22 protein-coding genes and 1 riboswitch are annotated in these 26,560 nt (G+C 63.2%); of the genes, 15 read left to right on the top strand and 7 right to left on the bottom strand.

The window, feature by feature from the left end; genetic code table 11:
* Positions 1 to 23 precede the first annotated feature (23 nt).
* The 5 genes from LB557_RS13510 (at position 24) to ftsH (ending at position 5,950) form a co-directional block, all read left to right on the top strand.
* The gene (locus LB557_RS13510; RefSeq protein ID WP_224643727.1) at positions 24 to 401 is read left to right on the top strand and encodes a four helix bundle protein; all 378 of its coding nucleotides are present in this window, start codon (positions 24 to 26) and stop codon (positions 399 to 401) included.
* Positions 402 to 659: 258 nt separating this feature from the next.
* The gene (gene pal / locus LB557_RS13505; protein WP_015315272.1) at positions 660 to 1,166 is read left to right on the top strand and encodes a peptidoglycan-associated lipoprotein Pal; all 507 of its coding nucleotides are present in this window, start codon (positions 660 to 662) and stop codon (positions 1,164 to 1,166) included.
* A 212-nt stretch (positions 1,167 to 1,378) separates the two neighbouring features.
* On the top strand, positions 1,379 to 2,473 hold the full coding sequence (gene ybgF / locus LB557_RS13500) for a tol-pal system protein YbgF (protein ID WP_140616641.1): 1,095 nt from the start codon (positions 1,379 to 1,381) through the stop codon (positions 2,471 to 2,473).
* Positions 2,474 to 2,531: 58 nt separating this feature from the next.
* Complete coding sequence (tilS, locus tag LB557_RS13495) at positions 2,532 to 3,899, top strand: tRNA lysidine(34) synthetase TilS (RefSeq protein ID WP_224643736.1); 1,368 nt, start codon at positions 2,532 to 2,534, stop codon at positions 3,897 to 3,899.
* Positions 3,900 to 4,021: 122 nt separating this feature from the next.
* Positions 4,022 to 5,950, top strand: coding sequence for an ATP-dependent zinc metalloprotease FtsH (gene ftsH / locus LB557_RS13490; RefSeq protein ID WP_015315275.1), 1,929 nt, complete (start codon positions 4,022 to 4,024; stop codon positions 5,948 to 5,950).
* A gap of 277 nt (positions 5,951 to 6,227) precedes the next feature.
* On the opposite strand, the gene LB557_RS13485 is transcribed toward ftsH, so the two are convergent.
* Both LB557_RS13485 and LB557_RS13480 read right to left on the bottom strand, forming a co-directional pair.
* Positions 6,228 to 6,686 carry a hypothetical protein gene (locus LB557_RS13485; RefSeq protein ID WP_015315276.1) on the bottom strand — a complete coding sequence of 153 codons (459 nt, stop codon included), beginning with the start codon at positions 6,684 to 6,686 and terminating at the stop codon, positions 6,228 to 6,230.
* 294 nt (positions 6,687 to 6,980) lie between these two features.
* Positions 6,981 to 7,838, bottom strand: coding sequence for a hypothetical protein (locus tag LB557_RS13480; protein ID WP_015315277.1), 858 nt, complete (start codon positions 7,836 to 7,838; stop codon positions 6,981 to 6,983).
* Between the two features lie 367 nt (positions 7,839 to 8,205).
* Between LB557_RS13480 and glmM the strand changes: the two genes are divergently transcribed.
* From glmM to LB557_RS13440, 8 genes are all read left to right on the top strand, one after another.
* Complete coding sequence (gene glmM / locus LB557_RS13475) at positions 8,206 to 9,561, top strand: phosphoglucosamine mutase (RefSeq protein WP_015315278.1); 1,356 nt, start codon at positions 8,206 to 8,208, stop codon at positions 9,559 to 9,561.
* Positions 9,562 to 9,812: 251 nt separating this feature from the next.
* Complete coding sequence (locus LB557_RS13470) at positions 9,813 to 10,673, top strand: outer membrane protein (RefSeq protein WP_015315279.1); 861 nt, start codon at positions 9,813 to 9,815, stop codon at positions 10,671 to 10,673.
* 208 nt (positions 10,674 to 10,881) lie between these two features.
* Complete coding sequence (locus LB557_RS13465; RefSeq protein ID WP_140874771.1) at positions 10,882 to 11,658, top strand: outer membrane protein; 777 nt, start codon at positions 10,882 to 10,884, stop codon at positions 11,656 to 11,658.
* A 257-nt stretch (positions 11,659 to 11,915) separates the two neighbouring features.
* Positions 11,916 to 13,091, top strand: a complete 1,176-nt coding sequence (locus tag LB557_RS13460) for a phosphoserine transaminase (protein WP_224643728.1) — start codon at positions 11,916 to 11,918, stop codon at positions 13,089 to 13,091.
* 65 nt (positions 13,092 to 13,156) lie between these two features.
* Positions 13,157 to 14,758, top strand: a complete 1,602-nt coding sequence (gene serA / locus LB557_RS13455) for a phosphoglycerate dehydrogenase (protein WP_015315282.1) — start codon at positions 13,157 to 13,159, stop codon at positions 14,756 to 14,758.
* A 421-nt stretch (positions 14,759 to 15,179) separates the two neighbouring features.
* Positions 15,180 to 15,875 (top strand): gluconate 2-dehydrogenase subunit 3 family protein, encoded by a 696-nt coding sequence (locus tag LB557_RS13450; RefSeq protein ID WP_224643729.1) that lies wholly within the window; start codon positions 15,180 to 15,182, stop codon positions 15,873 to 15,875.
* A 2-nt stretch (positions 15,876 to 15,877) separates the two neighbouring features.
* The gene (locus LB557_RS13445) at positions 15,878 to 17,644 is read left to right on the top strand and encodes a GMC family oxidoreductase (protein WP_015315284.1); all 1,767 of its coding nucleotides are present in this window, start codon (positions 15,878 to 15,880) and stop codon (positions 17,642 to 17,644) included.
* Positions 17,641 to 18,852, top strand: coding sequence for a cytochrome c (locus LB557_RS13440; protein WP_224643730.1), 1,212 nt, complete (start codon positions 17,641 to 17,643; stop codon positions 18,850 to 18,852). Before LB557_RS13445 ends, LB557_RS13440 begins: the two co-directional genes overlap by 4 nt.
* A 13-nt stretch (positions 18,853 to 18,865) precedes the next feature.
* Here LB557_RS13440 and LB557_RS13435 read toward each other — a convergent pair whose 3' ends face one another.
* A complete protein-coding gene (locus LB557_RS13435; protein ID WP_224643731.1) occupies positions 18,866 to 19,762 on the bottom strand; it encodes a DMT family transporter in 897 nt (298 codons plus the stop codon).
* Positions 19,763 to 19,973: 211 nt separating this feature from the next.
* On the opposite strand from LB557_RS13435, the gene LB557_RS13430 reads away from it, so the two are divergent.
* Positions 19,974 to 21,272, top strand: a complete 1,299-nt coding sequence (locus tag LB557_RS13430; RefSeq protein WP_015315287.1) for an adenylosuccinate synthase — start codon at positions 19,974 to 19,976, stop codon at positions 21,270 to 21,272.
* 77 nt (positions 21,273 to 21,349) lie between these two features.
* Complete coding sequence (locus LB557_RS13425) at positions 21,350 to 23,107, top strand: hypothetical protein (RefSeq protein ID WP_224643732.1); 1,758 nt, start codon at positions 21,350 to 21,352, stop codon at positions 23,105 to 23,107.
* A gap of 40 nt (positions 23,108 to 23,147) precedes the next feature.
* Here LB557_RS13425 and LB557_RS13420 read toward each other — a convergent pair whose 3' ends face one another.
* The 4 genes from LB557_RS13420 to LB557_RS13405 all read right to left on the bottom strand — a co-directional run bounded on the left by LB557_RS13420 (position 23,148) and on the right by LB557_RS13405 (position 26,322).
* Positions 23,148 to 23,447 (bottom strand): CcdB family protein, encoded by a 300-nt coding sequence (locus LB557_RS13420; protein WP_015315289.1) that lies wholly within the window; start codon positions 23,445 to 23,447, stop codon positions 23,148 to 23,150.
* A complete protein-coding gene (locus tag LB557_RS13415) occupies positions 23,447 to 23,689 on the bottom strand; it encodes a type II toxin-antitoxin system CcdA family antitoxin (protein ID WP_140822558.1) in 243 nt (80 codons plus the stop codon). The genes LB557_RS13420 and LB557_RS13415 overlap by 1 nt, the downstream gene beginning before the upstream one ends.
* 151 nt (positions 23,690 to 23,840) lie before the next feature.
* On the bottom strand, positions 23,841 to 25,661 hold the full coding sequence (locus LB557_RS13410; protein ID WP_141906743.1) for an ABC-F family ATP-binding cassette domain-containing protein: 1,821 nt from the start codon (positions 25,659 to 25,661) through the stop codon (positions 23,841 to 23,843).
* A 1-nt stretch (position 25,662) separates the two neighbouring features.
* The gene (locus LB557_RS13405) at positions 25,663 to 26,322 is read right to left on the bottom strand and encodes a thiamine diphosphokinase (RefSeq protein ID WP_015315292.1); all 660 of its coding nucleotides are present in this window, start codon (positions 26,320 to 26,322) and stop codon (positions 25,663 to 25,665) included.
* Between the two features lie 86 nt (positions 26,323 to 26,408).
* Positions 26,409 to 26,523: riboswitch (TPP riboswitch) on the top strand.
* The last annotated feature ends 37 nt before the right edge of the window (positions 26,524 to 26,560 follow it).

The raw sequence follows: 26,560 nt of genomic DNA, 5'->3' as shown, positions 1-26,560 counted from the left end.
TGGCGAATTGAAGAATTGAAGAGATGGAGAAAGTAGAGGGCTACGTTAAGCGAGCAAAGGATCTAGAGGTCTACAAGCGCGCTTACGTGGTCTCTCTGGCGGTTCACAAGGCCACCCTCGCTTTTCCCAAGATAGAGCAATACGCGCTGGCCGATCAGTTGCGGCGTTCCAGCAAAGGGATTTGCGCCAATCTGGCCGAGGGATTTGCCAAACAGACCCACTCCAAAGCTGAATTTGCCCGGTTCATTTCGATGGCCATAGGATCGTGCAGTGAAGTGGAGACGTGGATTTCATACGCGTTCGATCTCGAATACATCTCGCAGGCGCAACGGGACGAGTGGCTACAATCGTATGGCCAGGTGTACGGAATGCTGGTGAACCTCAGAGTGAAGCTAGGGTGAACATCCTTCTTCAATTCTTCAGTTCTCCAACTCTTCAATTCCCCCTTACATTCCCCTTTTCCATGCCTTCGTCGCGTTTTGGCCGCATTTCCGCCTAGGGTCCGCGCCAACTGTGGCCTACGACAAAACAGCTGCGGACGGGCAGCCTAAACCAAATTTTAACCGTGTTTCTTGAATGCCGGTTAACCCAAACGTGGTTACTGGGTGATCAACGAAATCACTCGAAACATGATCACTCGAATACGAAGGAGAGGCGGCATGGGCCGTATCGCAGCACTGACCAGAAACCCGGCCATGATCGCGCTGGTGGCGATGCTCGCCATCACCGGTTGCGCTTCGAAGAAGACCCCGAACAGCGCCGCTGACCTTGGCCTCAATGGCGCGGGTGCCGCAACACCCGGCTCGGCACAGGACTTCACCGTCAACATCGGCGACCGTATCTTCTTCGATACGGACTCGACCTCGATCCGTGCCGACGCACAGACGACGCTGTCGCGCCAGGCACAGTGGCTGAACCAGTACAAGCAGTATGCCATCGTCGTCGAAGGCCATGCCGACGAACGCGGCACGCGCGAATACAATCTGGCGCTCGGTGCCCGCCGTGCCGCCGCCACGCGCGACTTCCTGGTTTCCAAGGGTGTTTCGGCGAGCCGTCTCAAGACGATTTCCTACGGCAAGGAACGTCCTGTCGCCGTATGCGACGACATCTCCTGCTGGTCGCAGAACCGCCGCGCCGTCACCACGCTCAGCGGCGCTGGTTCCTGAGGCGTCGCGCGCCGCAAGGCGCGCACGGCACAGATGGCAAAAATACAACACCTCTTTGCGAAAGGCGGTCCTCGGGCCGCCTTTTTCATCTCCTGACACCCGAAACAAAATTTGGCCGAAGTCTCGCGCCCTGCTATGAGCCGAGGGCGCTTGGCTGGTCTCACATCGATTGGAAGGCGCGAACAAGCTAACGATTGGACGGCGAGAGACACATGCATTTGAGATCGGTTCTGAGCGGCACGCTGGCGCTGCTGCTCCTATCAGGCGTAACCGCTTCGGCGAGCGGTACAGGGCAATCAGCCGAGACCGGCTTTTCCTTTCATCTGCCGACACTCGAGTTGCCCAGCCTTTTCGGCGAGAAGAAAAAGCAAGATCAGGTCCAGCTCGCCCAGTCGAGCGGCGCCGGCGTGACCGGGCTCGAGGACCAAATGCGGCAGTTGACCGGCAAGGTCGAGGAACTCAATTTCCAGATCCTGCAGATGCAGGAGCAGATCCGCAAACAGCAGGAAGACAACGAGTTCCGCTTCCAGCAGCTTGAAGGCGGCTCGCAAGGTGGTCAACCGCCGGCGCAGAAGAAATCAGATGCCACCACCGGGACCAACACCGACGTGGCCTCGGCCCCGGCAACCCAGGCGCCGGCCGATGCCGGCGCCGCGCCGGGCGGCGATCAATCCACAGGCGGCAAGACGGTCGAGGACGTCATCGTCGAATCACCCGACGGTGACCCCGGCAAGGTGATCCCCGGCAAGGGAGCGCCCGAAAAGACCTTTGGATCCATCACTGTCGACAAGAACGGCAATGTGATCGATGCCGGCGGCAGCACGCAGGCAACCGCGCCGGCACAGGACACGGCACCAGCCGCCAGCGCGCCGGCCAAGGCCGGCAAGTCCGGCGGCACGGTGGTCGCGGCGCTGCCCGCGACCAACAATCCCGAAGAGCTTTATCGCAACTCCTACCAGTTCATCCTGTCGGGTGACTACGGCACCGCCGAACAGGGTTTCCGCGATCATATCTCGCGCTTCCCCAAGGACGCGAAGGCGGCGGACGCGCATTACTGGCTGGGGGAATCGCTGCTTGGCCAGCAGAAATACCGCGATGCGGCGGAAGTGTTCCTCGCCGCCAGCAAGGATTATCCCAAAGCCAAGAAGGCGCCCGACATGCTGTTGAAGCTGGGCGTGTCGCTGGTCGGTCTCAAGCAGCACGATGTTGCCTGCGCCACCTTCAGCGAGGTCGGCAAGCGCTATCCCGATATTTCCAGCACACTCAAGGAACGCGTCAAGCAGGAGAAGGCCCTGGCTGCGTGCTGATTTTTTCTGGGGGTCTCGTAGTCCCAAAACCGGGACCGCTTTTTGGCGACATGGATTGATGCTCGATACCGGGCCTGATCTTTCGACCGGACTCTTTTCGCATATCGATTTTTCCAACGGCGCCGTAGCGGCCGTATCCGGGGGCAGCGACTCGACTGCGCTCCTTCTCCTTCTCAAACAGCATCTCGACAAAACCGCACCGTCCGCGAAGCTGCTCGCGGTCACAATCGACCACGGCTTGCGGCAAGGTTCGGCTGATGAGGCGCGGACCGTGGCGAAGCTTTGCGCGGATCGCGACATCGCCCACCGCATGCTGGCCTGGTCCGGCGCCAAGCCGTCGACCGGCCTGCCGGCGGCGGCGCGCGAGGCGCGCTACCAGCTGCTGGCCAGCGCCGCCCGGGCGGAAGGCATCGGCCTGATCGTGACCGGACATACAGCGGACGACCAGGCCGAGACGGTGCTGATGCGGCGCGATCGCAACGATGCGACCCGCGACGAGGGACGGGGCCTCGCCGGCATGGCGCCCGCCACCCTGCATGACTGGCGCGACTGGATCGTGCGACCGCTTCTTAGCGTGCGGCGCGATGCGCTGCGCGATTTCCTGCGGCGCCAACAGGTCGGCTGGGCCGAGGACCCGACCAATGCCGATGAAGCCTTCGAGCGGCCGCGCATGCGCGCAGCCCTTGCCGGGGAGGCCGGCGCGCAGCGCATGAACGACGCGCTGGCGTTGGCCGCGCGGCAGGCCGGCGACCGGACGCGGCTTGGCGGTGAGGCCGCCCGTCTGATCGAGCGCTTTGCCAGCCAGCCGGCGGCGGGCCTCATCCGGCTCGATCCGGCCCTGCTCGGCGCCGGCGCCGATCGGACGGCCGTATACGCACTGCGCGTTCTCCTGGCGACGTCAGGCGGGATTGCCTTCCTGCCGGACCAAGCCCGCGGCGAGGCGTTGTTCGCCCGGCTGAAAGCCGGATTTCTTTGCGCCACATTGTCGCGGACAGTGGTCGACTTCCGGCGCGCCGGCATCTTCCTGCGTCGGGAGATGCGCGGTTTGCCGGCGGCGGCGGCAACGATCGACGGCGCCATCTGGGATGGGCGCCGCCAAATCACATTGAACGACGCCGGCGGCGCATTGTTGATCGCGCCATTCGGGGCAATGGCGGCGAAGCGGCTGGCTATAGGCCGGGGCGAAACCCCGCCAAGCCTGCTGCGTGCGGCATTGGCGGCGGAACCAGGATGGCTGCAAGCCGTCGAGAAGGTGGGTCCGGAGCCTGACAGGCCGACATCGCAAGGGTTCGCGGCCTTGCCGGTCGTTGCTCCCTTTGCCCGCTTCCTGCCGTCCTTCGACCTGGCCCCGGCGAGCGGCGTCGCCGGGTTGATCGGCGCGGCACCGCTTCCCGCCTTGCCATTGCGTGGCCCTCGTGCCGGTTGATGCTGGGCGAAAGCTTAACCCAGACATGCTGTTCTGCTTGGCAAGGGGGTACGCTCTCCCTATGTTAGGCCCAAGTTTCCTCTCATGATGCTGTCCGCTCGCGGACGCCAACGGGACAATTGATGAATCCGAACTATCGCAACCTCGCGCTCTGGGCGATCATAGCGGTCCTGCTCATCGCCCTCTTCAATCTGTTCCAGACGCCGCAGACGCGCGGGGCTTCGAGCGATGTGCCTTATTCGCAGTTCCTGCAGGACGTCGCGGCCGGCCGGGTCAAGACGGTGACCATCGCGGGCGCCCGCATCACCGGCAACTACACCGACAATTCCAGCGGCTTCCAGACCTATTCGCCCGGCGATCCCCAGCTGGTCTCGCGGCTGCAGGACAAGAACGTCACCATCAATGCGCGGCCCGAGACCGACGGCTCCAATTCGCTGTTCGGCTATCTGATCTCGTGGCTGCCGATGATCCTGATCCTCGGCGTGTGGATATTCTTCATGCGCCAGATGCAGTCCGGCTCCGGGCGCGCCATGGGCTTCGGCAAGTCGAAGGCCAAGCTGCTTACCGAGGCGCATGGCCGCGTCACCTTCCAGGACGTCGCCGGCGTCGACGAGGCCAAGGAAGACCTCGAAGAGATCGTCGAATTCCTGCGCGATCCGCAGAAGTTCCAGCGCCTCGGCGGCAAGATTCCGCGCGGCGTGCTGCTGGTCGGCCCTCCCGGCACCGGCAAGACGCTGCTTGCCCGTTCGGTCGCCGGTGAAGCCAACGTGCCGTTCTTTACCATTTCGGGTTCGGATTTCGTTGAGATGTTCGTCGGCGTCGGCGCGTCCCGTGTCCGCGACATGTTCGACCAGGCCAAGAAGAATGCGCCCTGCATCATCTTCATCGACGAAATCGATGCCGTCGGCCGCCATCGCGGTGCCGGCCTCGGCGGTGGCAATGACGAGCGCGAGCAGACTCTGAACCAGCTGCTGGTCGAGATGGACGGCTTCGAGTCCAACGAAAGCATCATCCTGATCGCCGCCACCAACCGGCCCGACGTGCTCGATCCGGCGTTGCTGCGTCCAGGCCGTTTCGACCGCCAGGTGGTGGTGCCGAACCCAGACATCGTCGGCCGCGAGAAGATCCTCAAGGTGCATGTGCGCAACGTGCCGCTGGCGCCCAATGTCGACCTCAAGGTCGTCGCCCGTGGTACGCCCGGCTTCTCCGGCGCCGACCTGATGAACCTGGTCAACGAATCCGCGCTGATGGCGGCGCGGCGCAACAAGCGCCTCGTCACCATGGCCGAGTTCGAGGACGCCAAGGACAAGATCATGATGGGCGCCGAGCGCCGCTCGTCGGCCATGACCCAGGCCGAGAAGGAACTGACCGCCTATCACGAGGCCGGACACGCCATCCTGGCGCTCAACGTGCCGTCGGCCGATCCGCTGCACAAGGCGACCATCATCCCGCGCGGCCGCGCGCTCGGCATGGTCATGCAGTTGCCGGAAGGCGACCGCTATTCCATGAGCTACAAATACATGGTCTCGCGCCTCGCCATCATGATGGGCGGCCGCGTTGCCGAGGAGTTCAAGTTCGGCAAGGAGAACATCACGTCCGGTGCTTCCTCCGACATCGAGCAGGCGACCAAGCTGGCGCGCGCCATGGTCACGCGCTGGGGCTTCTCCGACAAGCTCGGCCATGTCGCCTATGGCGACAACCAGGAGGAAGTGTTCCTCGGCCATTCGGTGGCGCGCACGCAGAACATTTCGGAAGAGACCGCGCAGATCATCGACGGCGAGGTGCGCCGCCTGATCGACGAGGCCTATTCGACGGCGAAGTCGGTGCTGACCAAGAAGAAGAAGGAATGGATCGCGCTGGCGCAGGGCCTGCTCGAATACGAGACGCTGTCGGGCGAGGAGATCAAGCAGCTGATCGCGGGCAACAAGCCCTCGCGCGACCTCGGCGACGACACGCCGCCGAGCCGTGGCTCGGCCGTGCCGAAGTCCGGCGGCCGCCGCAAGAAGGGTCCCGAGCCCGAAGGCGGCATGGAGCCACAGCCGTCAAGCTAGACCAGAGCGGTTCACCGTTTCACGGAACGCAGAACCGCTCTGTTCTTTGACGCTATCCCCGACGCGCTTTAAGTCTTTGCTTCTAAGTATGTCGTCGCCCCCAAACCACCTTTGGGCGACATCGCATCAGGAGGCTGGCCGGACGTACATTTGGAACGTCAACCTCAGGCTAGCCCGAGGTCCAGATGTCGCCCGACAGCAGATCCTCGGGACAGCCTGAGGATAACGGCCACGTCTGCGGGAAAAACGGTGAACCGCTTTCCGCCGTTATCGCTTTTTATGATTCAGCTTTCAGCCGCGCATTGCACAGGCTGTAATAACCACCGCCCTTCTGGATCCAGCGAAGGCCGTTCAACGTACCTGCCTCCTTGTTGCCATGGTAACCCTGCAGGCAGGTCTTCATCCGTGCCTTCGCGGGCTTTTCGGTCTCGAACTCGGCGGCGAGGGTGGTCGGGAATGTTACGCCCGCTGGCGCTACGGTGGGGGCAAGTGCCGCGCTGGTTTCCTTTTTCGGCTGCGGTGCGGTTTCGACCTTATCCGCGCTGACACTCTCCGCAGCCGACGTCGCGCATTTCTCCTTGCGGAAAGCGGCCCAGTCCATGCCATTCAGAGTGCCGCTCTCCTTGGCTGTCCGATAGGTCTCGCCACATTCCTTCATCGTCAATGCGCTTGCAGGGGCGACGCCGCAAGCAACCAATGCCGTCACAGCCAATACCGCCAATTTTAAACTGGGCATAAGATCCTCCTGGTTGATGACAAGTTCAGACGTCTTTTGTATACTGTTTGTTCCTGATATGTTCAATCAGAATTTTCATGAGTTACCAATCAGCCTCGCGGCGAGAGTGTAAGCGAATTGATGATGCAGGCAGCTTCCGCGATATGCAGACGCGAGCAAGACCCTGGCGTCTTCGTGCGCAACAAAAGGCCCGCGAAGCAGATGCATCGCGGGCCTTTGCCTGGCCTTGCCAGATTTCATCTAATTCAATTCACCGTCATGCCCCATCGATCCCGGGGGGATGCTATGCGCGGCTCAGCCCTTCAGCTTGGCATTGCAGAGGCTGTAGAAGCCGCCGCCCTTCTGGATCCACTTCAGACCGCCGAGTGCGTTGGCGTCCTTGAGGACATAGTACTGGTCAAGGCAGGTATGCATGCGGCCTTTTCCGGGGGTCTCGCTGGCATATTTCGCCGAGATCGCGGACGGGAAGGTGACGCCCTTGGGGGCAACCGTCGTCGGCTTTGCGGGTTCCTTGGTGTAGCTCGCCTCGCTTGGAGCGGGCACGCTGTCGTCATCCGAGGCACTGGCGCCGCATTCGGCCTTGCGGAAGTCGTTCCACTTCATGCCCTTCAGCGTGTTCGCCGTCTTGGCAGCCTGGTACTTGGTGCTGCATTCGGCCATGCTCAGGCCCTTGCCGGAAGCTGCGGCCGTCGTGGTCGCAGCCTTGGTGGTCGCCGGCTTGACGGTGTCGGCGGCGGCGGATGCGCCAGCGGCGCATTCGGCCTTGCGGAAGTCGTTCCACTTCATGCCGTTCAATGTGCCGGCGGCCTTGGCCGCCTGGTACTTGGTGCTGCATTCCTTGGCGGTCAGGCCCTTGGCCGTGCTGTCGCTGGCCGCTGCGGCGGCCTTGGTGGTCTTGGCCGGCTTGGCTTCGGCCGGCTTGGTTTCAGCAGCCTTGGTCGTGGCCGCCTTGGTGTCGGTGGTGGCGGCGGCGTCGGTGCCGCACTGTGCCTTGCGGAACTGGTTCCAGGTCGCCCCGGCAAGTGTCCCAGCGTCCTTGGCGGCGTTGTACTTCGTGCTGCACTCGGCCATCGTCAGCGCGTTGGCTGGCGCGGCCAGGAACAACGTCGCGACCGCAAGGCCGGTCAGAGTAGCAATTCGGTGGATGAGCATAGCGTTTCTCCGTGGCTGCAGCCCATTATACGTCCCAGCGAATCAATAACGCTCAACGGTCGGTTGCGCCAGATGCCAGGCGGCTTATATATCGCCGAAATCGCTTTCTAACGACAAGGTGATGAAATCATTCGGCCTGACTGCCGCCGAGGCAAGAATTCTCGGGATGTATCCGCGCCGAATGGCTGGCAAAACTGGTATATGTGACGCCATAGCGTCTCCGTGCTAGGCTGCGGCCATGTTGTGTGCAACGCACAACAATGATTTTCTAAGGATTGGTAACATATAATCACACAATGTGATCGAGGCACGACGGCCAATTGTGGCATGACGTGCCGGCTAAGGACAACCAAGGAAACTGACTGGCATGGCAGGGAATTACTTCGGCACGGACGGCATTCGCGGGCGCGCCAACAAGTTTCCGATGACCGCGGAAATCGCCATGCGGGTCGGCATGGCCGCCGGCCTTTCGTTCCAGCGCGGCAGCCATCGCCATCGTGTCGTGCTCGGCAAGGACACCAGGCTGTCCGGCTATATGATCGAAAACGCGATGGTGGCCGGTCTTTGCGCCGCCGGCATGGACGTGTTTCTGCTCGGCCCGATCCCGACCCCGGCGGTTGCCATGCTGGTGCGCTCGCTGCGCGCCGACATTGGCGTCATGATCTCGGCCTCTCACAATCCCTACTACGACAACGGCATCAAGCTGTTCGGCCCAGACGGCTACAAGCTGTCCGACGAGATCGAAGAGCGCATCGAGAGCATGCTCGACAAGGATATCGAACTGGCGCTCGCCGATTCCGACGGGCTTGGCCGCGCCAAGCGCGTCGACGGCGTGCATGACCGTTACATCGAATTCGCCAAGCGCACCTTGCCGCGCTCGATGTCGCTTTCGGGTCTGCGGATCGTCGTCGACTGTGCCAATGGCGCGGCCTACAAGGTGGCGCCCGAGGCGCTGTGGGAACTGGGCGCCGAAGTCGTGGCCATCAATGTCGAACCCAATGGCTTCAACATCAACAAGGAATGCGGCTCGACCCATCCCGCCGATCTGCAGAAAAAGGTGCACGAAGTGCGCGCCGACATCGGCATCGCGCTTGATGGCGATGCGGACCGGGTCGTCATCGTCGACGAGAACGGCGCCATCGTCGACGGCGACCAGATCATGGCGCTGATTGCCGAGTCCTGGCACCAGAGCGGGCGGCTGGCTGGCGGTGGCGTCGTTTCGACGGTCATGTCCAATCTCGGCCTCGAGCGCTTTCTCGGCGACATGAAGCTGCAGTTGCACCGCACCAAGGTCGGCGACCGCTATGTCGTGGAGCATATGCGCGCGCATGGGCTCAATGTCGGCGGTGAGCAGTCGGGCCACATCGTGCTGTCCGACTTCTCGACCACAGGTGACGGGCTGGTCTCGGCACTGCAGGTGCTGGCCTGCATCAAGCGGCAAGGCCGCCCGGTCAGCGAACTGTCGAAGAAGTTCGAGCCGGTGCCGCAATTGCTGAAGAACGTTCGCATCGCCGGCGGCAAACCGTTGGAGGAAGCCCCGGTCAAGGCCGCGATCGAGGACGCCCGCCATCGTCTCGGCAAGGCCGGGCGGCTGGTCATCCGTCCATCCGGCACCGAGCCGCTGATCCGTGTGATGGCCGAGGGCGACGATCCGCAACTGGTCGAGGCCGTCGTCAACGACATCGTCGGGGTCATCTCGGAAACCCGCAGCAGCGCCGCCTGATCCCCGCCAGCCTCGAAGGCGTCACGCCGCCGCCTTTATTGCATCGAAGCCCGCCCCTCCGGCGGGCTTTTTTGTTGGCAAAGGATCGGTCTCTTTCTGTCGAAATCCTTGCCAGATCTCCGGGATTCTGGAGATTCGTGGTTAATCGACAGGGTTAAACGCCTTTTAACTTTTGCAATTCATTATCCACGCCTGAAAGCCAATCTTATTCGGACGCGATCGCCGTTCCGAGGTTTCTAGGGGTGACAAGCATGTTCAATACAGCAAGAAAGGCCCTGTTCGCGCTGCTGTTCGCGGGCTTGGCCTGGCCGGTGTTCGCAGCTGACCTGCCCGAGCCGCAAGTCGAAGAAGCGCCGCCGCCGGTCTATGAGCAACCGGTCGATGTCGGCGGCTGGTATATCCGTGGCGACCTCGACTATCACAAGTCGAAGGTCGGTGACATCGACTACATCACCTACGGCGCCGCGCCTTGCCCGTGCGGGCCTCCTGTCGGGGTCGCCGGGAGCAAGTCCTTCGACTATGGCAAGCTCAAGGGCGGCTTCTCGCTTGGCGGCGGCGTCGGCTACAAGATCAATGAACACTTCCGCACCGACCTGACCGCCGACTACTGGTTCAAGTCGAACTTCAACGGCGGCACCTCGGATCTCACCACGGTCTCGGTCGAGTCGTCGAAGATGAGCGCCTTGCTGCTTCTGGCAAATGCCTATGTCGATATCGGCACCTGGCACGGCATCACGCCCTATGTCGGCGCCGGTATCGGCGGAGCGCGCGTCAAATGGGATACTGTCTACGACCCGACCCCGGGCGCAACCGAGTCCAACCCCGGAACATCCAGCTGGCGCTTCGCGTACGCGGTAATGGCCGGCGCCTCCTACTGCTTGACCGACAAAGTCATCCTCGATGCTGGTTACCGTTTCTCCCATATTCAAGGCGGTCGCATGTTCGAGTATGGTCCAGCCGGCGCCACGCCGGGCGCCGGGCCGGGCTTCGATCACGGCTTCAACACCCACGAGGTGCGCGGCGGTCTGCGTTACCAGTTCGGCGGCAACAACGGTTGCGCCGCGCCGGTGGTGGCCTATCAGCCGGAGCCCGAGCCGATCTACACCAAGTAATCGCTTCGAAGTTTCCAGGAATTCGTCGACCGCCCGGCATCAGCCGGGCGGTTTTCGTTTGAGATGAGCCGAGGTCAGCCCGTTCGAAATCAATTCGCTAACCCTCTGTTAGCCTTAACCGGCACTTAACCACTATGGTTAACAATGGCTCATGAAACGTTGGCCGCCGTTGCTTGTTTGACGGCGCCGAATTCGGGAGCCGGGGACCATGATATCAATATCGCGTATGGCGCTGGCGCTTGCCGCACTGCTGTTGCCGCTGGCGCCTGCAATCGCCGCCGACTACGATCCGCCGATCTATGTCGACCAGGCGCCGGATTATGTGCCGGTCGAGGTCGGCTCCGGCTGGTACCTGCGCGGCGATGTTTCCTACCTGGCGCAGAAGAGTTTCAAGAATGGGGATTTCACCTTCCCGTCGGCGATCAACAACGAAAACTTTAGCGAGAGCGAAGATGCAATTTATGCGAGCGTCGGCTTCGGATATCATTTCAACGATTACCTCCGCGCCGATCTCAACTTCGGCTATTTGCCGGGTAACAAGGCAAGCTTCGGCTATGACGATACTGCTACCGCACCGGCTGGAACGTCGATCGTGGGATCGGGAAACCTGAAGAACTATGCGTTCTCAGGCATACTCAATGGCTATGTTGACCTTGGCACCTATGTTGGAATCACACCGTATGTCGGTGCGGGTGTCGGCGTCGTCGTGAGCAAACGCAGCCTCTCCGCCAGCTATGCCGACGAGGCCACCCCCGCCAACGATTTCACGCTTGATGACAGCAAGACGCAGTATTCCCTCGCCTATACGTTGAATGCCGGTCTTGCGTATCAAGTGTCCAAGAATGTTTCCGTAGATCTCGGCTATCAGTATTTTTCCGCGCCTAGCGTCGAATACGCGACCGCCGCGAGCCTGACTTCCTTTCCGGTCGAGAAAGGGATCAGCAATCACCAGATCAAGCTCGGGCTGCGCTACGATCTCTGGTAGACTGGGCACACCAGCTCTTGACGGCGGATCTCTCGGGTCCGCCGTTTGCATTTGAAGTCACGCGATCCTGATCGCGGCGCTTTCCTGTTTGATGCATGTCGTAGCCCCAAAACCGCCGCGCACTTTTGGGCGACATGCATCCGGTATCCCGGCAGCGACAAAAACTTTCCTCTTGACGCCCGAAGCCTGAACGCATATCGCCGTCCGTGGGCCACCCCTCCCCAACGAGGGGCCACTATCTGGAAGGATAGACCACGATGACGACGCTTACGAAGCCCGGACTCCGTCCGGCAAATCCCAATTTTTCCTCTGGTCCCTGCGCAAAACGTCCCGGCTGGTCGGTCGAGGCGCTGAAAGCTGCCGCGCTCGGCCGTTCCCACCGCGCCAAGATCGGCAAGACCAAGCTCGAACAGGCGATCGCGCTGACCCGCGAAATCCTCCAAGTTCCTGCCGATTACCGCATCGGCATCGTGCCGGCTTCCGACACAGGTGCCGTCGAGATGGCGCTGTGGTCTCTTCTCGGCGAACGCGGCGTCAACATGGTCGCCTGGGAAAGCTTCGGCTCCGGCTGGGTCACCGACGTGGTCAAGCAGCTGAAACTCGCCGATATCAGAAAGATCGAGGCCGGTTATGGCGCGCTGCCTGATCTGACCAAGATCGATTTCGATCGCGACGTGGTCTTCACTTGGAACGGCACGACCTCGGGCGTGCGCGTGCCGGACGGTGACTTCATTCCCGCCGATCGCAAGGGCCTGACCATTTGCGACGCTACTTCAGCGGCCTTCGCGCAAAGGCTCGACTTCGAGAAGCTCGATGTCGTGACCTTCTCCTGGCAGAAGGTGCTGGGCGGTGAGGGTGCGCATGGCATGCTGATCCTGTCGCCGCGTGCCGTAGCGCGGCTGGAGAGCTACAAGCCTTCATGGCCGTTGCCGAAAATCTTCCGCCTGACCTCGGGCGGCAAGCTGATCGAGGGCATTTTCAAGGGCGAAACCATCAACACGCCGTCGATGCTTTGCGTCGAGGATTATCTCGACGCGTTGAACTGGGCTAAGTCGGTCGGCGGCCTCGATGCGCTGATTGCCAGGGCGGATGCCAATGCCGCCGTGCTCGACCGGTTCGTGGAAAGATCATCCTGGCTCGGCCATCTTGCGGTGGCCCCGGCGACACGCTCGAACACGTCGGTCTGTCTGTCCTTCACCGACCCCGATATCGCGGCGCTCGACGCTGATGGACAGGCGGCGTTTGCCAAGGGCCTGGTCTCGACGCTCGACAAGGAAGGCGTCGCCTACGACATCGGTTCTTATCGCGATGCCCCGCCGGGATTGCGCATCTGGTGCGGCGCAACCGTAGAGACCTCCGATCTCGAAGCGCTGCTGCCTTGGCTCGACTGGGCCTTTGCCAGCCAGAAGGCGTCGCTCAAAGCGGCCGCCTGAGAGTTTCCGTGGCGGCCCCGAGGGCCGTCCGTTCCCGGATCAATTTCATTTTCAAGGAGGCCGCCATGGCGCCCCGCGTTCTCGTCTCTGACAAACTCTCTCCCACCGCCGTGCAGATATTCAAGGATCGCGGCGTCGAGGTCGACTATCTGCCCGACCTCGGCAAGGACAAGGAAAAGCTGCTCGAAGTGATCGGCAAGTATGACGGCCTCGCCATCCGTTCGGCGACCAAGGTCACCGAGAAGCTGATCAACGCGGCTACCAATCTCAAGGTTGTCGGTCGCGCCGGCATCGGTGTCGACAATGTCGATATCCCGGCGGCAAGCCGCAAGGGTATCATCGTGATGAACACGCCCTTCGGCAATTCGATCACGACGGCCGAACACGCCGTGGCGATGATCTTCGCGCTCGCCCGCCAGATCCCGGAAGCCAACGCTTCGACCCATGCCGGCAAATGGGAGAAGAACCGCTTCATGGGCGTCGAGATCACCGGCAAGACGCTGGGCGTTATCGGCTGCGGCAATATCGGTTCGATCGTCGCCACACGCGGCGTCGGGCTGAAGATGCACGTCGTCGCCTTTGATCCGTTCCTGTCGGACAAGCGCGCCGAGGAGCTCGGCGTCGACAAGGTGGAACTGGACGAACTCTTCGCCCGCGCCGACTTCATCACGCTGCACACGCCGTTGACCGACAAGACCCGCAACATCATCGATGCGGCGGCGATCGCCAAGATGAAGAATGGCGTGCGCATCATCAACTGCGCGCGTGGCGGGCTGGTGGTCGAGGCCGACCTGGTCGCGGCGCTGAAGAGCGGCAAGGTGGCAGGCGCCGGCATCGATGTGTTCGAGGTCGAACCGGCGGAGCAGAATGCGCTGTTCGGCATGGAGAACGTGGTGGCGACACCACACCTTGGCGCCTCGACGGCGGAAGCGCAGGAGAATGTCGCGCTGCAGGTCGCCGAGCAGATGGCCGACTACCTGATCAAGGGCGCGGTCTCCAACGCCATCAACATGCCCTCGATCACGGCGGAAGAGGCGCCGCGGCTGAAGCCGTTCGTCAAGCTCGCCGAAGTGTTGGGCGCCTTTGTCGGCCAGGTCACCGAGGATCCGATCAGCGAGGTCGAGATCCTGTTCGACGGCTCGACCGCGACGATGAACACGCGGGCGCTGATCAGTGCCGCCCTGGCCGGACTGATCCGGCCGCAGGTCGCCGACGTCAACATGGTGTCGGCGCCGATCATGGTGAAGGAGCGCGGCATCATCGTCGCCGAAGTCAAGCGCGACAAATCGGGCGTCTTCGACGGTTACATCAAGCTGACCGTCAAGACCGAGCACATGACGCGCTCGATCGCCGGTACCTGCTTTTCGGACGGCAAGCCGCGCTTCATTCAGATCAAGGGCATCAATCTCGACGCCGAGGTCGGCCAGCACATGCTGTATACGACCAATGCCGATGCGCCCGGCATTATTGGCCTGCTCGGCACTGTCTGCGGCGAGAACGACGTCAACATCGCCAACTTCCAGCTTGGCCGCAACCGGCCGGGCGGTGACGCTATCGCACTGCTCTATCTCGACGCCCCGTTCCCCGAGAAGGTGCTGGAGCAGGTGCGCGGCCACAAGTCGATCGATTCGGCAAAGCGGCTGCGGTTCGACGTGGGCGGGATCTAGCCCCCACACCCTCTGAGGTGACAAGCCAATACATCAGACGCCCCGTTTGCCGGCATGCATGCGGGGCGTTTCCACGACCGCTGGCGCCGCCCGACGGTTTGCGTCGTTGCGGGCGCCGCCGCAGGCGTCGCGCCAACGGCGTCCTTGCGTCAAGCTGCTGCAAGATATCCTTTTTAGCCGTCAGTACATTAGCGGATGTAGATAAGCATAAGGTCTGGCCCAATCTAACGATTTTGTGATCTGCTTGACGATCCCGGTTTCTTTCCGCACGCTGCGGTCAATTGATGGATGCGATCTTAACTGAGTTGGTCATGATTTTGCGCGCAACATCCGGCGCGCTTCTGTTGCTGTCGGGGTGCCTTCGATGGATCATCGCAATACTGTCCGACTGAGCCGGCGTCTTTTTCTGTCTTCGGCTGCGATGTTTACAGTGACGGCAACATCGGCAGGTTTTGCCCGATCCTTGTCCGGCTCGCTGCCCTGGGCGCCGCTGTCTTCCGATCCTCCTATGCAGGTGGTGTCCGGCGGCTGGCAGTTCTTCACGCCGCAGGAGGCCGCGCTGGTCGAGGCTATCGTCGACCGCATCATCCCCGCCGACGATCTGTCGATGGGCGGCAAGGAGGCCGGCTGCGCTGTCTATATAGACCGTCAGTTGACGGGCGCGTTCGGAACGTCGAGCCGGCTCTACACAAAAGGACCGTTTCTGCCGGGATTGCCCACGCAGGGCTACCAGGGCGAGGCAAACCCCGCCCAGCGCTACCGCTCCGGCCTCGCCGCCATCGACGCTTTCCTGAAGCAGCGCGATGGCAAGGCGTTCACCGAACTCCAGCCAGCCGATCAGGATACGTTCCTGGCGGCGATGGAGGCTGGAAAGGTCGACTTGCCCAATGGAGTCAAGGCTGCCGGCTTCTTCGGACTTCTGCTGCAGAACACGATGGAAGGGTTCTTTGCCGATCCGGTCTATGGCGGCAACAAGGACATGGTGTCGTGGCGCATGCTTGGTTTCCCCGGCGCGCGCTATGACTACCGGGATCACGTCAGCAACCATAATCAGCCCTATCCGCGGCCGCCCGTCTCGATCGAGGGCAGCCCGGAATGGCTCGTGAAAAGGAGCTGACCATGACGACGATACTGCCCCGCAAGGACGTCGTGATCGTCGGCCTCGGCTGGACGGGGTCCATCCTTGCGCATGAACTGACCGATCAAGGCCTGGACGTGCTGGCCATCGAGCGTGGTCCCTGGCGCGACACGGCGACCGATTTCAACATCGGCTATGCGCAGGACGAGTTGCGCTACAGCGTGCGGCGCGACCTGTTCCTGCAGCCAGCCGTCGAAACCATGACGATGCGCAACGACCCTTCGCAGACGGCGCTGCCGATGCGCGATTTCGGCTCGTTCCTGCCCGGCAACGGCGTCGGCGGCGCAGGCGTCCATTGGAACGGCCACACCTGGCGGTTCTGGGACTCCGACTTCCAGATCAAGACCAACCTGACCAAGAAGTATGGCGCGGCGCGGATCGCCGATCTCCAGGTCGAGGACTGGGGCGTGACCGGCGCCGAGATGGAGCCGTATTACGACCAGTTCGAATATCTGGCGGGAATCTCTGGCAAGGCCGGCAATATCAAGGGGCAGATACAGGAAGGTGGCAACCCGTTCGAGGATCCGAGGTCCCGGGATTACCCAAATCCGCCAATGGAGATGACCTACGCGCCGACCCTGTTCGCCAATGCCGGCAGGTCCATGGGACTGCACCCGTTCCCGACACCGTCCGCCAACATGTCGCGGACCTATGTCAATCCGCTCGGCATCACCATGGGGCAGTGCACCTACTGCGGATTCTGCGAGCGGTTCGGCTGCGCCAACTACTCCAAATCCAGCGCCCAGACCACCATCCTTCCCGTGCTGATGAAGAAGGCCAATTTCGAGGTGCGGACCGACAGCGAGGTGCTGCATGTCGATCTCGCCGCCGGCGGCAAGTCCGCGCGAGGTGTCACTTACGTCGATACGTCGGGGCAGGAATTCTTCCAGCCGGCCGATCTCGTGCTTCTGTGCGCCTACGGCCTGCACAATGCCCGGCTGATGATGCTGTCGGGCATCGGCAAGATCTACGATCCCGCTACCGGCGAGGGCACCGTCGGGCGCAATTATTGCTACCAGACCAATGCCGGCGTGCAGGTGTTCTTCGACGACAAGAACTTCAACCCATTCATTGCCGCGGGCGCGCTCGGACAGACGATCGATGACTATAATGGCGACGCTTTCGACCATGGCGGCCTCGATTTCGTCGGCGGCGCGGGCATCAACTGCATTCCTACCAATGGACGTCCGATCGGGACGAGGCCGACGCTGCCCGGCACGCCGAAATGGGGTAGCGCCTGGAAGAAGGCGACCGTCGCGGGCTACAAAAGCACGCTCGGCTTCTCCTCGCAGGGCAGCAGCTACGCGACGCGCACCAACTACCTCGACCTCGATCCGACCTACAAGGATCGCTTCGGCCGGCCGCTCATGCGCATGACCTTCGATTTTCCCGACAATGATATCCGAATGTCGAATTATCTCTGCGACCGGATGGAGGAGATCGCGAAGACGCTTGGGGGCAAGCAGTACAATGTCGGCCGCCGCAAGAAGGGCTGGGACAGCGTCCCTTATCAAAGCACCCATAATACGGGCGGCGCCATCATGGGAACGGACCCTAGGAAGAGTGCGGTCAACAGCTTCCTGCAAAGCTGGGATGTGCCCAACGTCTTCGTCATCGGCGCCTCGGCCTTTCCGCAGAATGCCGGCAAGAATCCGACGGGAACGGTCGGCGCGCTCGCCTACCGCGCCGCTGACGGCATCCGCAATCACTATTTGCGCAATCCCGGCGCCCCCTTGGTGCAGGCATGAGGACGCTCGCCGCCGCCGTCGGCGCCGCTATGCTGGCGATCACGCCGGCGCTCGCCGCCGACCAGGCCGACCAGATCATCCGTGGCCAATATCAGGCCGTGCTCGGCGATTGCGCCGGCTGTCATACCAGGCCGGGCGGCAAGCCGCTGGCCGGCGGCCTGCCGCTCGAAACGCCTTTCGGCGCACTGGTGCCGCCCAACATCACACCCGACCACGAGACGGGCATCGGCAATTGGTCGGAGGCCGATTTCCGCAACATGATGAAGACCGGCGTCGGCCACAATGGCGTGCGGCTCTATCCCGCCATGCCTTACCCCGCCTATACCAGGATGAACGAGCAGGACATTTCCGACCTGTGGGCCTACATGACCACGGTCGACCCGGTCTCGAACAAGGTCGAAGCCAACCAGCTGCCGTTCCCGCTGAACATCCGGCTGGCGATGTGGGGGTGGAACCTCCTCAACTTCAGCGAGGCAAGCTTCCAGGCCGACCCCTCCAAATCGGCGGAATGGAACCGCGGCGCCTATATCGTCCAGGGCGCCGGGCACTGCGGCACCTGCCACACGCCCAAATCGTTCCTTGGAGCGGACCAAGACAGCGGCTTCCTGCAAGGCGCCTCGCTGCAAGGCTGGTTTGCCCCCGACATCACCAACAATGCCCAATCCGGCCTGGGCAAATGGTCGCAAGACGATGTGGTCGCCTACCTCAGGACCGGCGTCAACGCGCATTCGATCGCATCCGGTCCGATGGCCGAGGCGATCGAGAACTCGACCTCCAAAATGACGGATCCCGACCTCAAGGCCGTGGCCGTCTATCTCAAGAGCCTGGGGCCGGACACCGGCAATGCGCAGGCGCCCAAGCCCGACGACGCGCGGATGGTGGCGGGCGCGGCGATCTATCGTGACAATTGCTCGGCCTGCCATGGCGGCGATGGCGCCGGGGCCGGAGCGCTTTTCCCAGCGCTTGTCGGCAACTCGATCGTCGCGCAGGGCAATCCCGAGACCCTGGCCCGCGTCGTTCTCGCCGGAAGCCAGGCGGTGCACACGGCCGGTGCGCCGACGACGCCTTCGATGCCCTCATTGGCATGGCGGCTGAAGGACCAGGAAATCGCCGACGTGCTGACCTATGTGCGCGGCAGCTGGGGCAATTCCGCTCCGGCGGTCTCGTCGGACGATATCGCGGCGGTTCGCAAGGAATTGGTGCAGTAATCCCGGCGCGACGTCAGAAGCCAGACGCCATCTTGCGCCCGCTGTATTCGGCGAGCCCGATGCCGCCCAGAACGAGGATCAGCGCCAGCGCCTGATAGAGCTGGAAGGTCTCGCCGACGATCAGCACCGAAAGCAGCGTGCCGAAGATCGGCACCAGATTGATGAACAGGCCGGCGCGGTTGGCGCCGATCAGTTCGTTGCCCCTGATATAGGTTATCTGCGAGATGACCGAAGCGCCGATCGCGGTGTAGACGATGACCGCCCAGCCGCGGGCGTCGGGCACGATCACCTTGCTGGCGGCGGCTTCCCACAGGAAGAAGGGCAGTGAGGTGATGAGCGCGGCGAACGACATGGCCAGCATCAGGCTTTGCCAGCGCATCGCCGGCTTCAGCCGCAACCCGACCGAATAGCTGCTGTAGAGAACGACCGCGACCAGCATGATGGCGTCGCCGAAATTGAGCTCCAGCGTCAGCAGCCGGCGCGGATCGCCATGGCAGGCGGTCAGGATGACGCCGAAGACGGTCAGCACCACGCCGGCGATCTGCGCCCAGTTCACGCGCAGGCGGAAGAAAACGAAATTGGCTGTCATGATCAGGATCGGCATCGCCGCCTGTTCGATCGAGACATTGATCGCCGTGGTGTAGTTGAGGGCGGTGTAGAAGATGGTGTTGAACAGGGTGAAGCCGCTGGCGCCAAGCGCCGCCAGCACGAGCCAGTGCCGGCGCACGACGGGCCAATCCTCCTGGATCGTGCGCCAGCCGATCGGCAGCAGGATCGCCACGGCGAGCATCCAGCGCAGGAAGACCAGCGTCATCGGCGAGACGTGGCCGACCGCCAGCTTGCCGGCCACCGAATTGCCGCCCCACAGCAAGGTGGTGAGCAGCAGGAACATGTAGGCGTGTCGATGCATCGCGGGCTTCCGGCCGCGGGATGGGCCGCGGTGTTTGCCGGCCTATTGCCCCGGTCAGCCCAAGTAAATGATGTCAAAGCCGAAAATTGTTGTGCCTCAGGGCATTTTCGGCGGCAAAGAAAGGTCGCACTCGCGAGGTCTTGACGCTATAGAGGCCTGTCGTTTCGAACCATATCCAAGCCGCGCGGCGGCGTCTCAAGGGAAAAGAAACATGGCCAATGTGGTGGTCGTCGGCTCGCAATGGGGCGACGAAGGCAAGGGCAAGATCGTCGACTGGCTGTCGGAGCGCGCCGATGTCGTGGTGCGTTTCCAGGGCGGCCACAATGCCGGCCACACGCTGGTCGTCGACGGCAAGGTCTACAAGCTGTCGCTGCTGCCTTCGGGCGTCGTGCGGGAAGGCAAGCTGTCCATCATCGGCAATGGCGTGGTCTTCGATCCGCATGCTTTCGTCGCCGAGGTGCAGAAACTGAAAGGCCAGGGCGTGGACGTGACGCCGGATCGCCTGAAAATAGCCGAAAACACGGCGCTTATCCTGTCCGTACACCGGGAGCTGGACGGGTTTCGCGAGGATGCCGCTTCGAATTCCGGAACAAAGATTGGCACGACCCGACGCGGGATCGGCCCCGCCTACGAGGACAAGGTGGGGCGGCGCGCGGTGCGGGTGATGGATCTGGCGGATTTGGAAACTTTGCCCCTGAAGGTCGACAGGCTGCTGACGCACCACAATGCGCTGCGTCGCGGGCTCGGCCATGACGAAGTCACGCATGATGCGATCATGCAGGAATTGACCTCGGTCGCGAACGACATCCTGCCCTACATGGACCGCGTCTGGAAGGTGCTCGACGACAAGCGCCGCGCCGGCGAGCGCATCCTGTTCGAGGGCGCGCAAGGCACGCTGCTCGACATCGACCACGGCACCTATCCCTTCGTCACCTCGTCCAACACGGTCGCCGGCCAGGCCGCCGCCGGCTCCGGCGTCGGCCCGGGCGCCATCGGCTATGTTCTCGGCATCACCAAGGCCTACACGACGCGTGTCGGCGAAGGTCCGTTCCCGACCGAGCAGAAGAACGAGATCGGCGAATTCCTCGGCACGCGCGGCCATGAATTCGGTGTCGTCACCGGGCGCAAGCGCCGCTGCGGCTGGTTCGATGCGGTGCTGGTGCGCCAGGCGGTTGCCGTCAACGGCATCAAAGGCATCGCGCTGACCAAGCTCGACGTGCTCGACGGGTTGGATGAGATCAAGGTCTGCACCGGCTACAGGCTGGACGGCGAGACGATCGACTATCTGCCGGCAAGCCAGGGCGCCCAGGCTCGCGTGGAACCCATCTACGAGACGTTGGAGGGTTGGAAAGGCACCACCGCCGGCGCACGCAGCTGGAACGATCTTCCGGCCCAGGCCGTCAAATATGTCCGATACATAGAGGAGTTGATCGGCGCGCCGGTCGCGCTCCTCTCCACCAGCCCGGAACGGGACGACACGATACTTGTGACCGATCCGTTTCAAGACTAGTTTCTGAAGCCTTTCCGGGCATCGCGGCTGATTTGCGGGGGCCGGCGCGGAGGCAAAAAATACAGGTCGACTGAAGCATGGCAGATTTCGTTGCTGTTCTGAAAAACGCGTTCGAGAAGCACGGCGACGAGACGCCCGAGAAGCGTACGCGCATCTATAACAGCGTGCGCGCCATGCTGGCGAAGAAGCTGGCGGAATATTCGCCGCCGCTGGCTTCCGAGGCCATAGACAAACAGAAACGCGCGCTGGACGACGCCATTGCCGGCGTCGAGCGGGGCTATGTCAAGAGCGTACCGGAGACCGATCCGCTCGCGGAACTGGAACACATCTTTTCCTCCATCGACCGCAATAAGAACCAGTCGAACCACGTCAAGCAGCCGGCCAAGGCGGAACCGGCTCCCGCTCCGTCTCCGTATCGGCCCGCTCCTGCCGCGGCCAGCCCGGAGCCATACAAACCGGCGCAGCCCGTTGCCAATGCCGAGCCCTACCGGCTCGCTCCAGCCGCCAAGGTCGAGCCTGGCTGGCAAAGGCCGGCGCCGGTGCAGCCCGCTCCGGACTTTTCCGAGAAGACCTTGCCGGGGATGGACGCGGATCGGGACGACGATCAGGACGACGTCTTTGCCGATGACGAAGCGCCTGCCGCCACCGACACTTTCGAGCGTTTGCGGCCGGCCGAACGCAAGCGCAGCTATGGCGGGCTGATCGCCGCCGTCGTCGCACTGCTGGTCGTTGCCGGCGGCGGCTACGGCATCTGGCTGAACAAGGATGCCTTCGGCAAGATGCTGGGCCTGGAGAGCAGCAAGGTTGTTGCCAAAACCGAGCCGGTGAAAACGACGCCGGCCAAGCCGGCGACCGATGCCGCGGCCACGCCGCCGGCGCCCGCGACCGGCGCGGAAGGCACGAAGTTCACGCAGCGGCTGACGCCTGAAGGCGGCGAGACCGACCCCGGCCCAGCCGGCGGGCAAAGCGGCGTAGGCGAGGGCGAATCCGTCGCCGCGCTGACGACACCGCCAACGGCAACGAATGCGCCGGCCACGGCAGCGCCGGCGGTTCCCGCGCCGGCTGCCAATACGCCGGCTGCCAATACGCCTGCTGCCGGTACGCCCGCGGCAGGCGCGCCAGCCGCGACCACGCCCGCGGCGGGCACCCCGCCCGCGACACCGCCCACCAACGGAACCGTGCCCGCGGCCCCGGCCGATGCCGCCGCCACGCCGCCGCCCGCACCGGCAGCCGCAACGCCGCCGGCGGCACCGGCTCCGGCCGTGGCGCCAACCTCGGTTCCGGTCGGCCAGAAGGCGATCTTCTATGAGGAGCGCACCAGCACCGCGCAGGGTTCAGCCGAGCCCGGCAGCATCGTTTGGTCGCTGGTGCAGGAATCGCCCGGCGGCGACCTGCCGCCAGAGCCTGCGATCCGTGCCGAGGCGACCATTCCCGGCAAGGACATCCAGTTGCGCATGACCATCCGTCGCAACACCGACCAGACCCTGCCGGCCAGCCATATCATCGAGATGATCTTCCTGACCCCAGACGGGTTCGAGGGCGGCGGCGTCGACAATATATTGCGCGTTGCCATGAAGAGTTCGGAACAGGACGCCGGCAGCCCGCTGATCGGCATCCCGGCCAAGATCGCCGACGGCTTCTTCCTCGTCGCGCTCAACGACACCAAGGCCGACGAAGACGCCAACATGACCCTGTTGCGCGGCCAGGACTGGATCGACGTGCCGGTCGTCTACAAGACCGGACGGCGGGCACTGCTGACCATGGAAAAGGGCATTCCCGGCGAGAAGGTGTTCGACGAGGCGATCAAGGCCTGGCAGGCCAAGACGGCGGGCTGAGACGGCGGGTTGAGACGGGCGGCGTGACGGTCGCCTCCGTTCAGAATCCTTGGAACAGCATGTCGAGCGCGGCAACGATGTCATCGTGATGCTTCGCCAGGTTCAGCCGACTTTCAACCAATTCGCTTGCGGGAACGGTGGCGATCAGGTGTGTCGCCATGACCAGCTTCCGTCCATTGATCTCGAAGATCGGATGAAGCTTTCGCATTGGCGGCGGCACCGTTGCGACCGGCAGAAGCGGAACGACAACCCGCGTCTTGAAATTGTCGAGCAGGTCGGATTGGACGTCGAGCAAATAGTTGTCTTCAACGCGACCGGCGAAGACATCATAGCGGGGCATCAGAACTGCCGATACTCTTCCAATGGGATGCCGTTCTTGTCGATGTAGTCGTTCCACGCATCCATCGTGGTACGGTTCTCAAGCTTCCACAGCCGCCCCTTTTCAGCTGCCACCGCCTCCGCGATGCCGGCTTCCGCAGCGCGCGAGACATTCACGTTAAGCCCCTTGGCTTCCCGCATGAGGTTCGAGTCGATCGACAGATTTGCTGGCTGACGGATCGCATTCAAGGCAATCTTACGCATAATGGCCTCCGCAACATGCGCATAATGTATGCGCATTCCGATGTGGAGGCAATGCTCAGGCGCAGCAAGGAGCGCCCCACTATGGCTCCGGGCGCTCGTCGCTTCAGTCGACAAATCGTTGTCAATCGATCGGCCTACGGCCGACCGCTCTTCACCCTTCCATCTCCTCGCGCAGCATCTCCAGTTCCAGCCATTCTTCCTCGAGCGCGGCCAGCGTCGCACGCTCCTTGTCGAGGGCGGCGATCGTCTTCTGGAACGAGGCCGGGTCGCGTTCGTAATAGGCCGGGTCGGCGATGTTGTTCTCCAGCCGCGAGATCGACGCGGTCACTGCCTCGATCTTCTTGGGTAGGGACTCCAGCGCGAACTTCTGCTTGAACGACAATTTCTTCGCCGGCCCTTTTGGCGCCGCCGGATCGCTCTTGCCCGGTGCCGGCGCATCGCCGGCTTCCGCCTTGGCGCGCGCCTTGCGGTCGTCAAGCTTGGTGCCGCCGCGCTGCGCCAGCATGTCGGAATAGCCGCCGGCATATTCGACCCAGCGGCCGCCGCCGTCCGGCGCGATGATGCTGGTGACTGTGCGGTCGAGGAAATCGCGGTCGTGGCTGACCAGGATGACGGTGCCGGCAAAACCGGCGACCAGTTCCTGCAGCAGTTCCAGCGTCTCCATGTCGAGATCATTGGTCGGCTCATCGAGAACCAGGAGGTTTGCTGGCCGTGCCAGCACGCGCGCCAGGATCAGCCGCGCCCGTTCGCCGCCGGACAGCTCGCGCACCGGCGTGCGGGCCTGTTCCGGCTTGAACAGGAAATCCTTCATATAGGACACGACATGGCGCTGCTCGCCATTGATGACGAGGTTCTCGCCGCGCCCGTCGGTCAGATATTGCGCCAGCGTCTCTTGCGGGTCGACCGCCTCGCGCTTCTGGTCGAGCGTGGCGATCTCCAGATTGGTGCCAAGCCGTATCGAACCCGCGTCCGGCGCCAATTCGCCGGTCAGCATCTTCAGAAGTGTCGTCTTGCCGGCGCCGTTCGGCCCGACAAGGCCGACGCGGTCGCCGCGCTGGATGCGGGTCGAGAACCCCTTGACGACGGTGAGGTCGCCAAAGCTCTTCTCGATGTTCTTGGCCTCGATCACCAGCTTGCCGGATTCGGCGGCGTCGCTTGCCACCATTATCGCGGTGCCTTCGGCGCCGCGATGGCCGCGAAAACGCTGGCGCATGGTCTGCAACTCGCCTAGGCGCCGCATGTTGCGCTTGCGCCGCGCCGTCACCCCGTAGCGCAGCCAGTGCTCCTCGCGCACGATCTGGCGGCCGAGCTTGTGCTGTTCGCGCTCTTCCTCTTCCAGCACCAGGTCGCGCCATTCCTCGAAATGGCCAAAGCCCTTGTCCAGCCTGCGCGTCTGGCCGCGATCGAGCCAGACTGTGGCGCGCGACACGCGCTCGAGGAAGCGGCGGTCATGCGAGATGACGATGAGCGCCGAGGAGGTCCGGACGAGCTCTTCTTCCAGCCATTCGATGACAGATAAATCAAGATGGTTAGTCGGCTCATCAAGAAGCAGGATGTCGGGCTCCGGCGCCATGACGCGGGCAAGCGCGGCGCGCCTGGCCTCTCCGCCGGACAGGTCGCCAGGCCGTTCTTCGCCCGACAGGCCGAGATGCTCCATCAGATAGCTGGCGCGGTAGGGATCGTCGGCGGGCCCGAGCCCGGCCTCCACATAGGCGCGCACGGTTGCAAAGCCGTCCATGTCGGGCATTTGCGGCAGATAACGCACCGTCGCCGAAGGCTGGCGGAACACCTCGCCGTCCTGTGGTTCGATCAGGCCGGCGGCGATCTTGAGCAGCGTCGACTTGCCGGACCCGTTGCGGCCGACCAGCGCGATCTTGTCGCCGGCCGAAGCGGTCAAGGCGGCGCCGTCGAGCAGCGGCGCGCCGCCGAAGGTCAGTCTTATCCCGTCGAGATTGAGAAGAGGCGGGGCCATGTCAGCTTTCGGGCAATGGATAGGGATGGGCGAGCAGCAGCGCGCGGCCATGGCCGAGCGCGATGTCGAGGCGGCCCCCGGTCTTGCCGAACTTGACCTCGTTGGAAATGGTCAGCGACGAACCGAACGCCACCTCGACCTTGTCGAGCGGCCATTTGGCGCCGGTGACGGTCAGGCCGGAGAGTTCGGAGAAGCCGAGAATCGAGAACAGCGTGCCGTCGGCATAATCGAAGCCGGCCCTGCCGGGCAGCAAGGGAACACCTTCCTGGGCGCCGCTGGTCAGAAACACATCCATTCCGGCTTCGGCCAGCCGCAGGCCAAGCGCCAGATGCAGGAAGGCGTGGTCGGCGCGCTTGCCGCCGAAGGCGCCCGCCAGCACAAGGCGGGTCGCCCCGCGCTCCAGTGCGGCCGCGATCGCCAGTTCTCCGTCGGTCTTGTCCTTTTCCGCCGGGAAGGTTTGCCGCGGCACGGCGGCGAGGTCGGCGGGCAGATCAGCCGGGACCGAGTCGAAATCACCCACCCACAGTTCCGGCACGAGGCCCAGCATCTGCGCATGGCCGATGCCGGCGTCGGCAGCGATGACGCGCGAGCCTTCGACCTGGCGGTCGAGCCGAGGCGTGCGGATGAGGTCGCCGCCAAGCAGGATGGTGAATGTGCTCATATCCCGTCGCCTTACCAGCCCGGCACGGGAAACGGAAGGCGGCAAAGTCCCACTTGCGCGGGTCATCGGCCCGGCCTATGTGTCGAAACGCTCTAACGGGGTGCCGGACGCGAATTTCGCGGGCCGGCTGAGAGGCAGTCTCGCCAACCCGCTGAACCTGATCCGGTTTGTACCGGCGGAGGGATTAGACGTTTCGGACACTCCGACGCCTCAATTCCTTTCAACGCAAACGAAGGAG

The organism is Mesorhizobium sp. BR115XR7A (assembly GCF_020165315.1).
In the GTDB taxonomy this organism is placed as follows: Bacteria; Pseudomonadota; Alphaproteobacteria; order Rhizobiales; family Rhizobiaceae; genus Mesorhizobium; species Mesorhizobium australicum.
The sequence above is the reverse complement of the archived record's forward strand: the minus strand, read 5'-3'. Positions and strand labels throughout refer to the sequence as shown.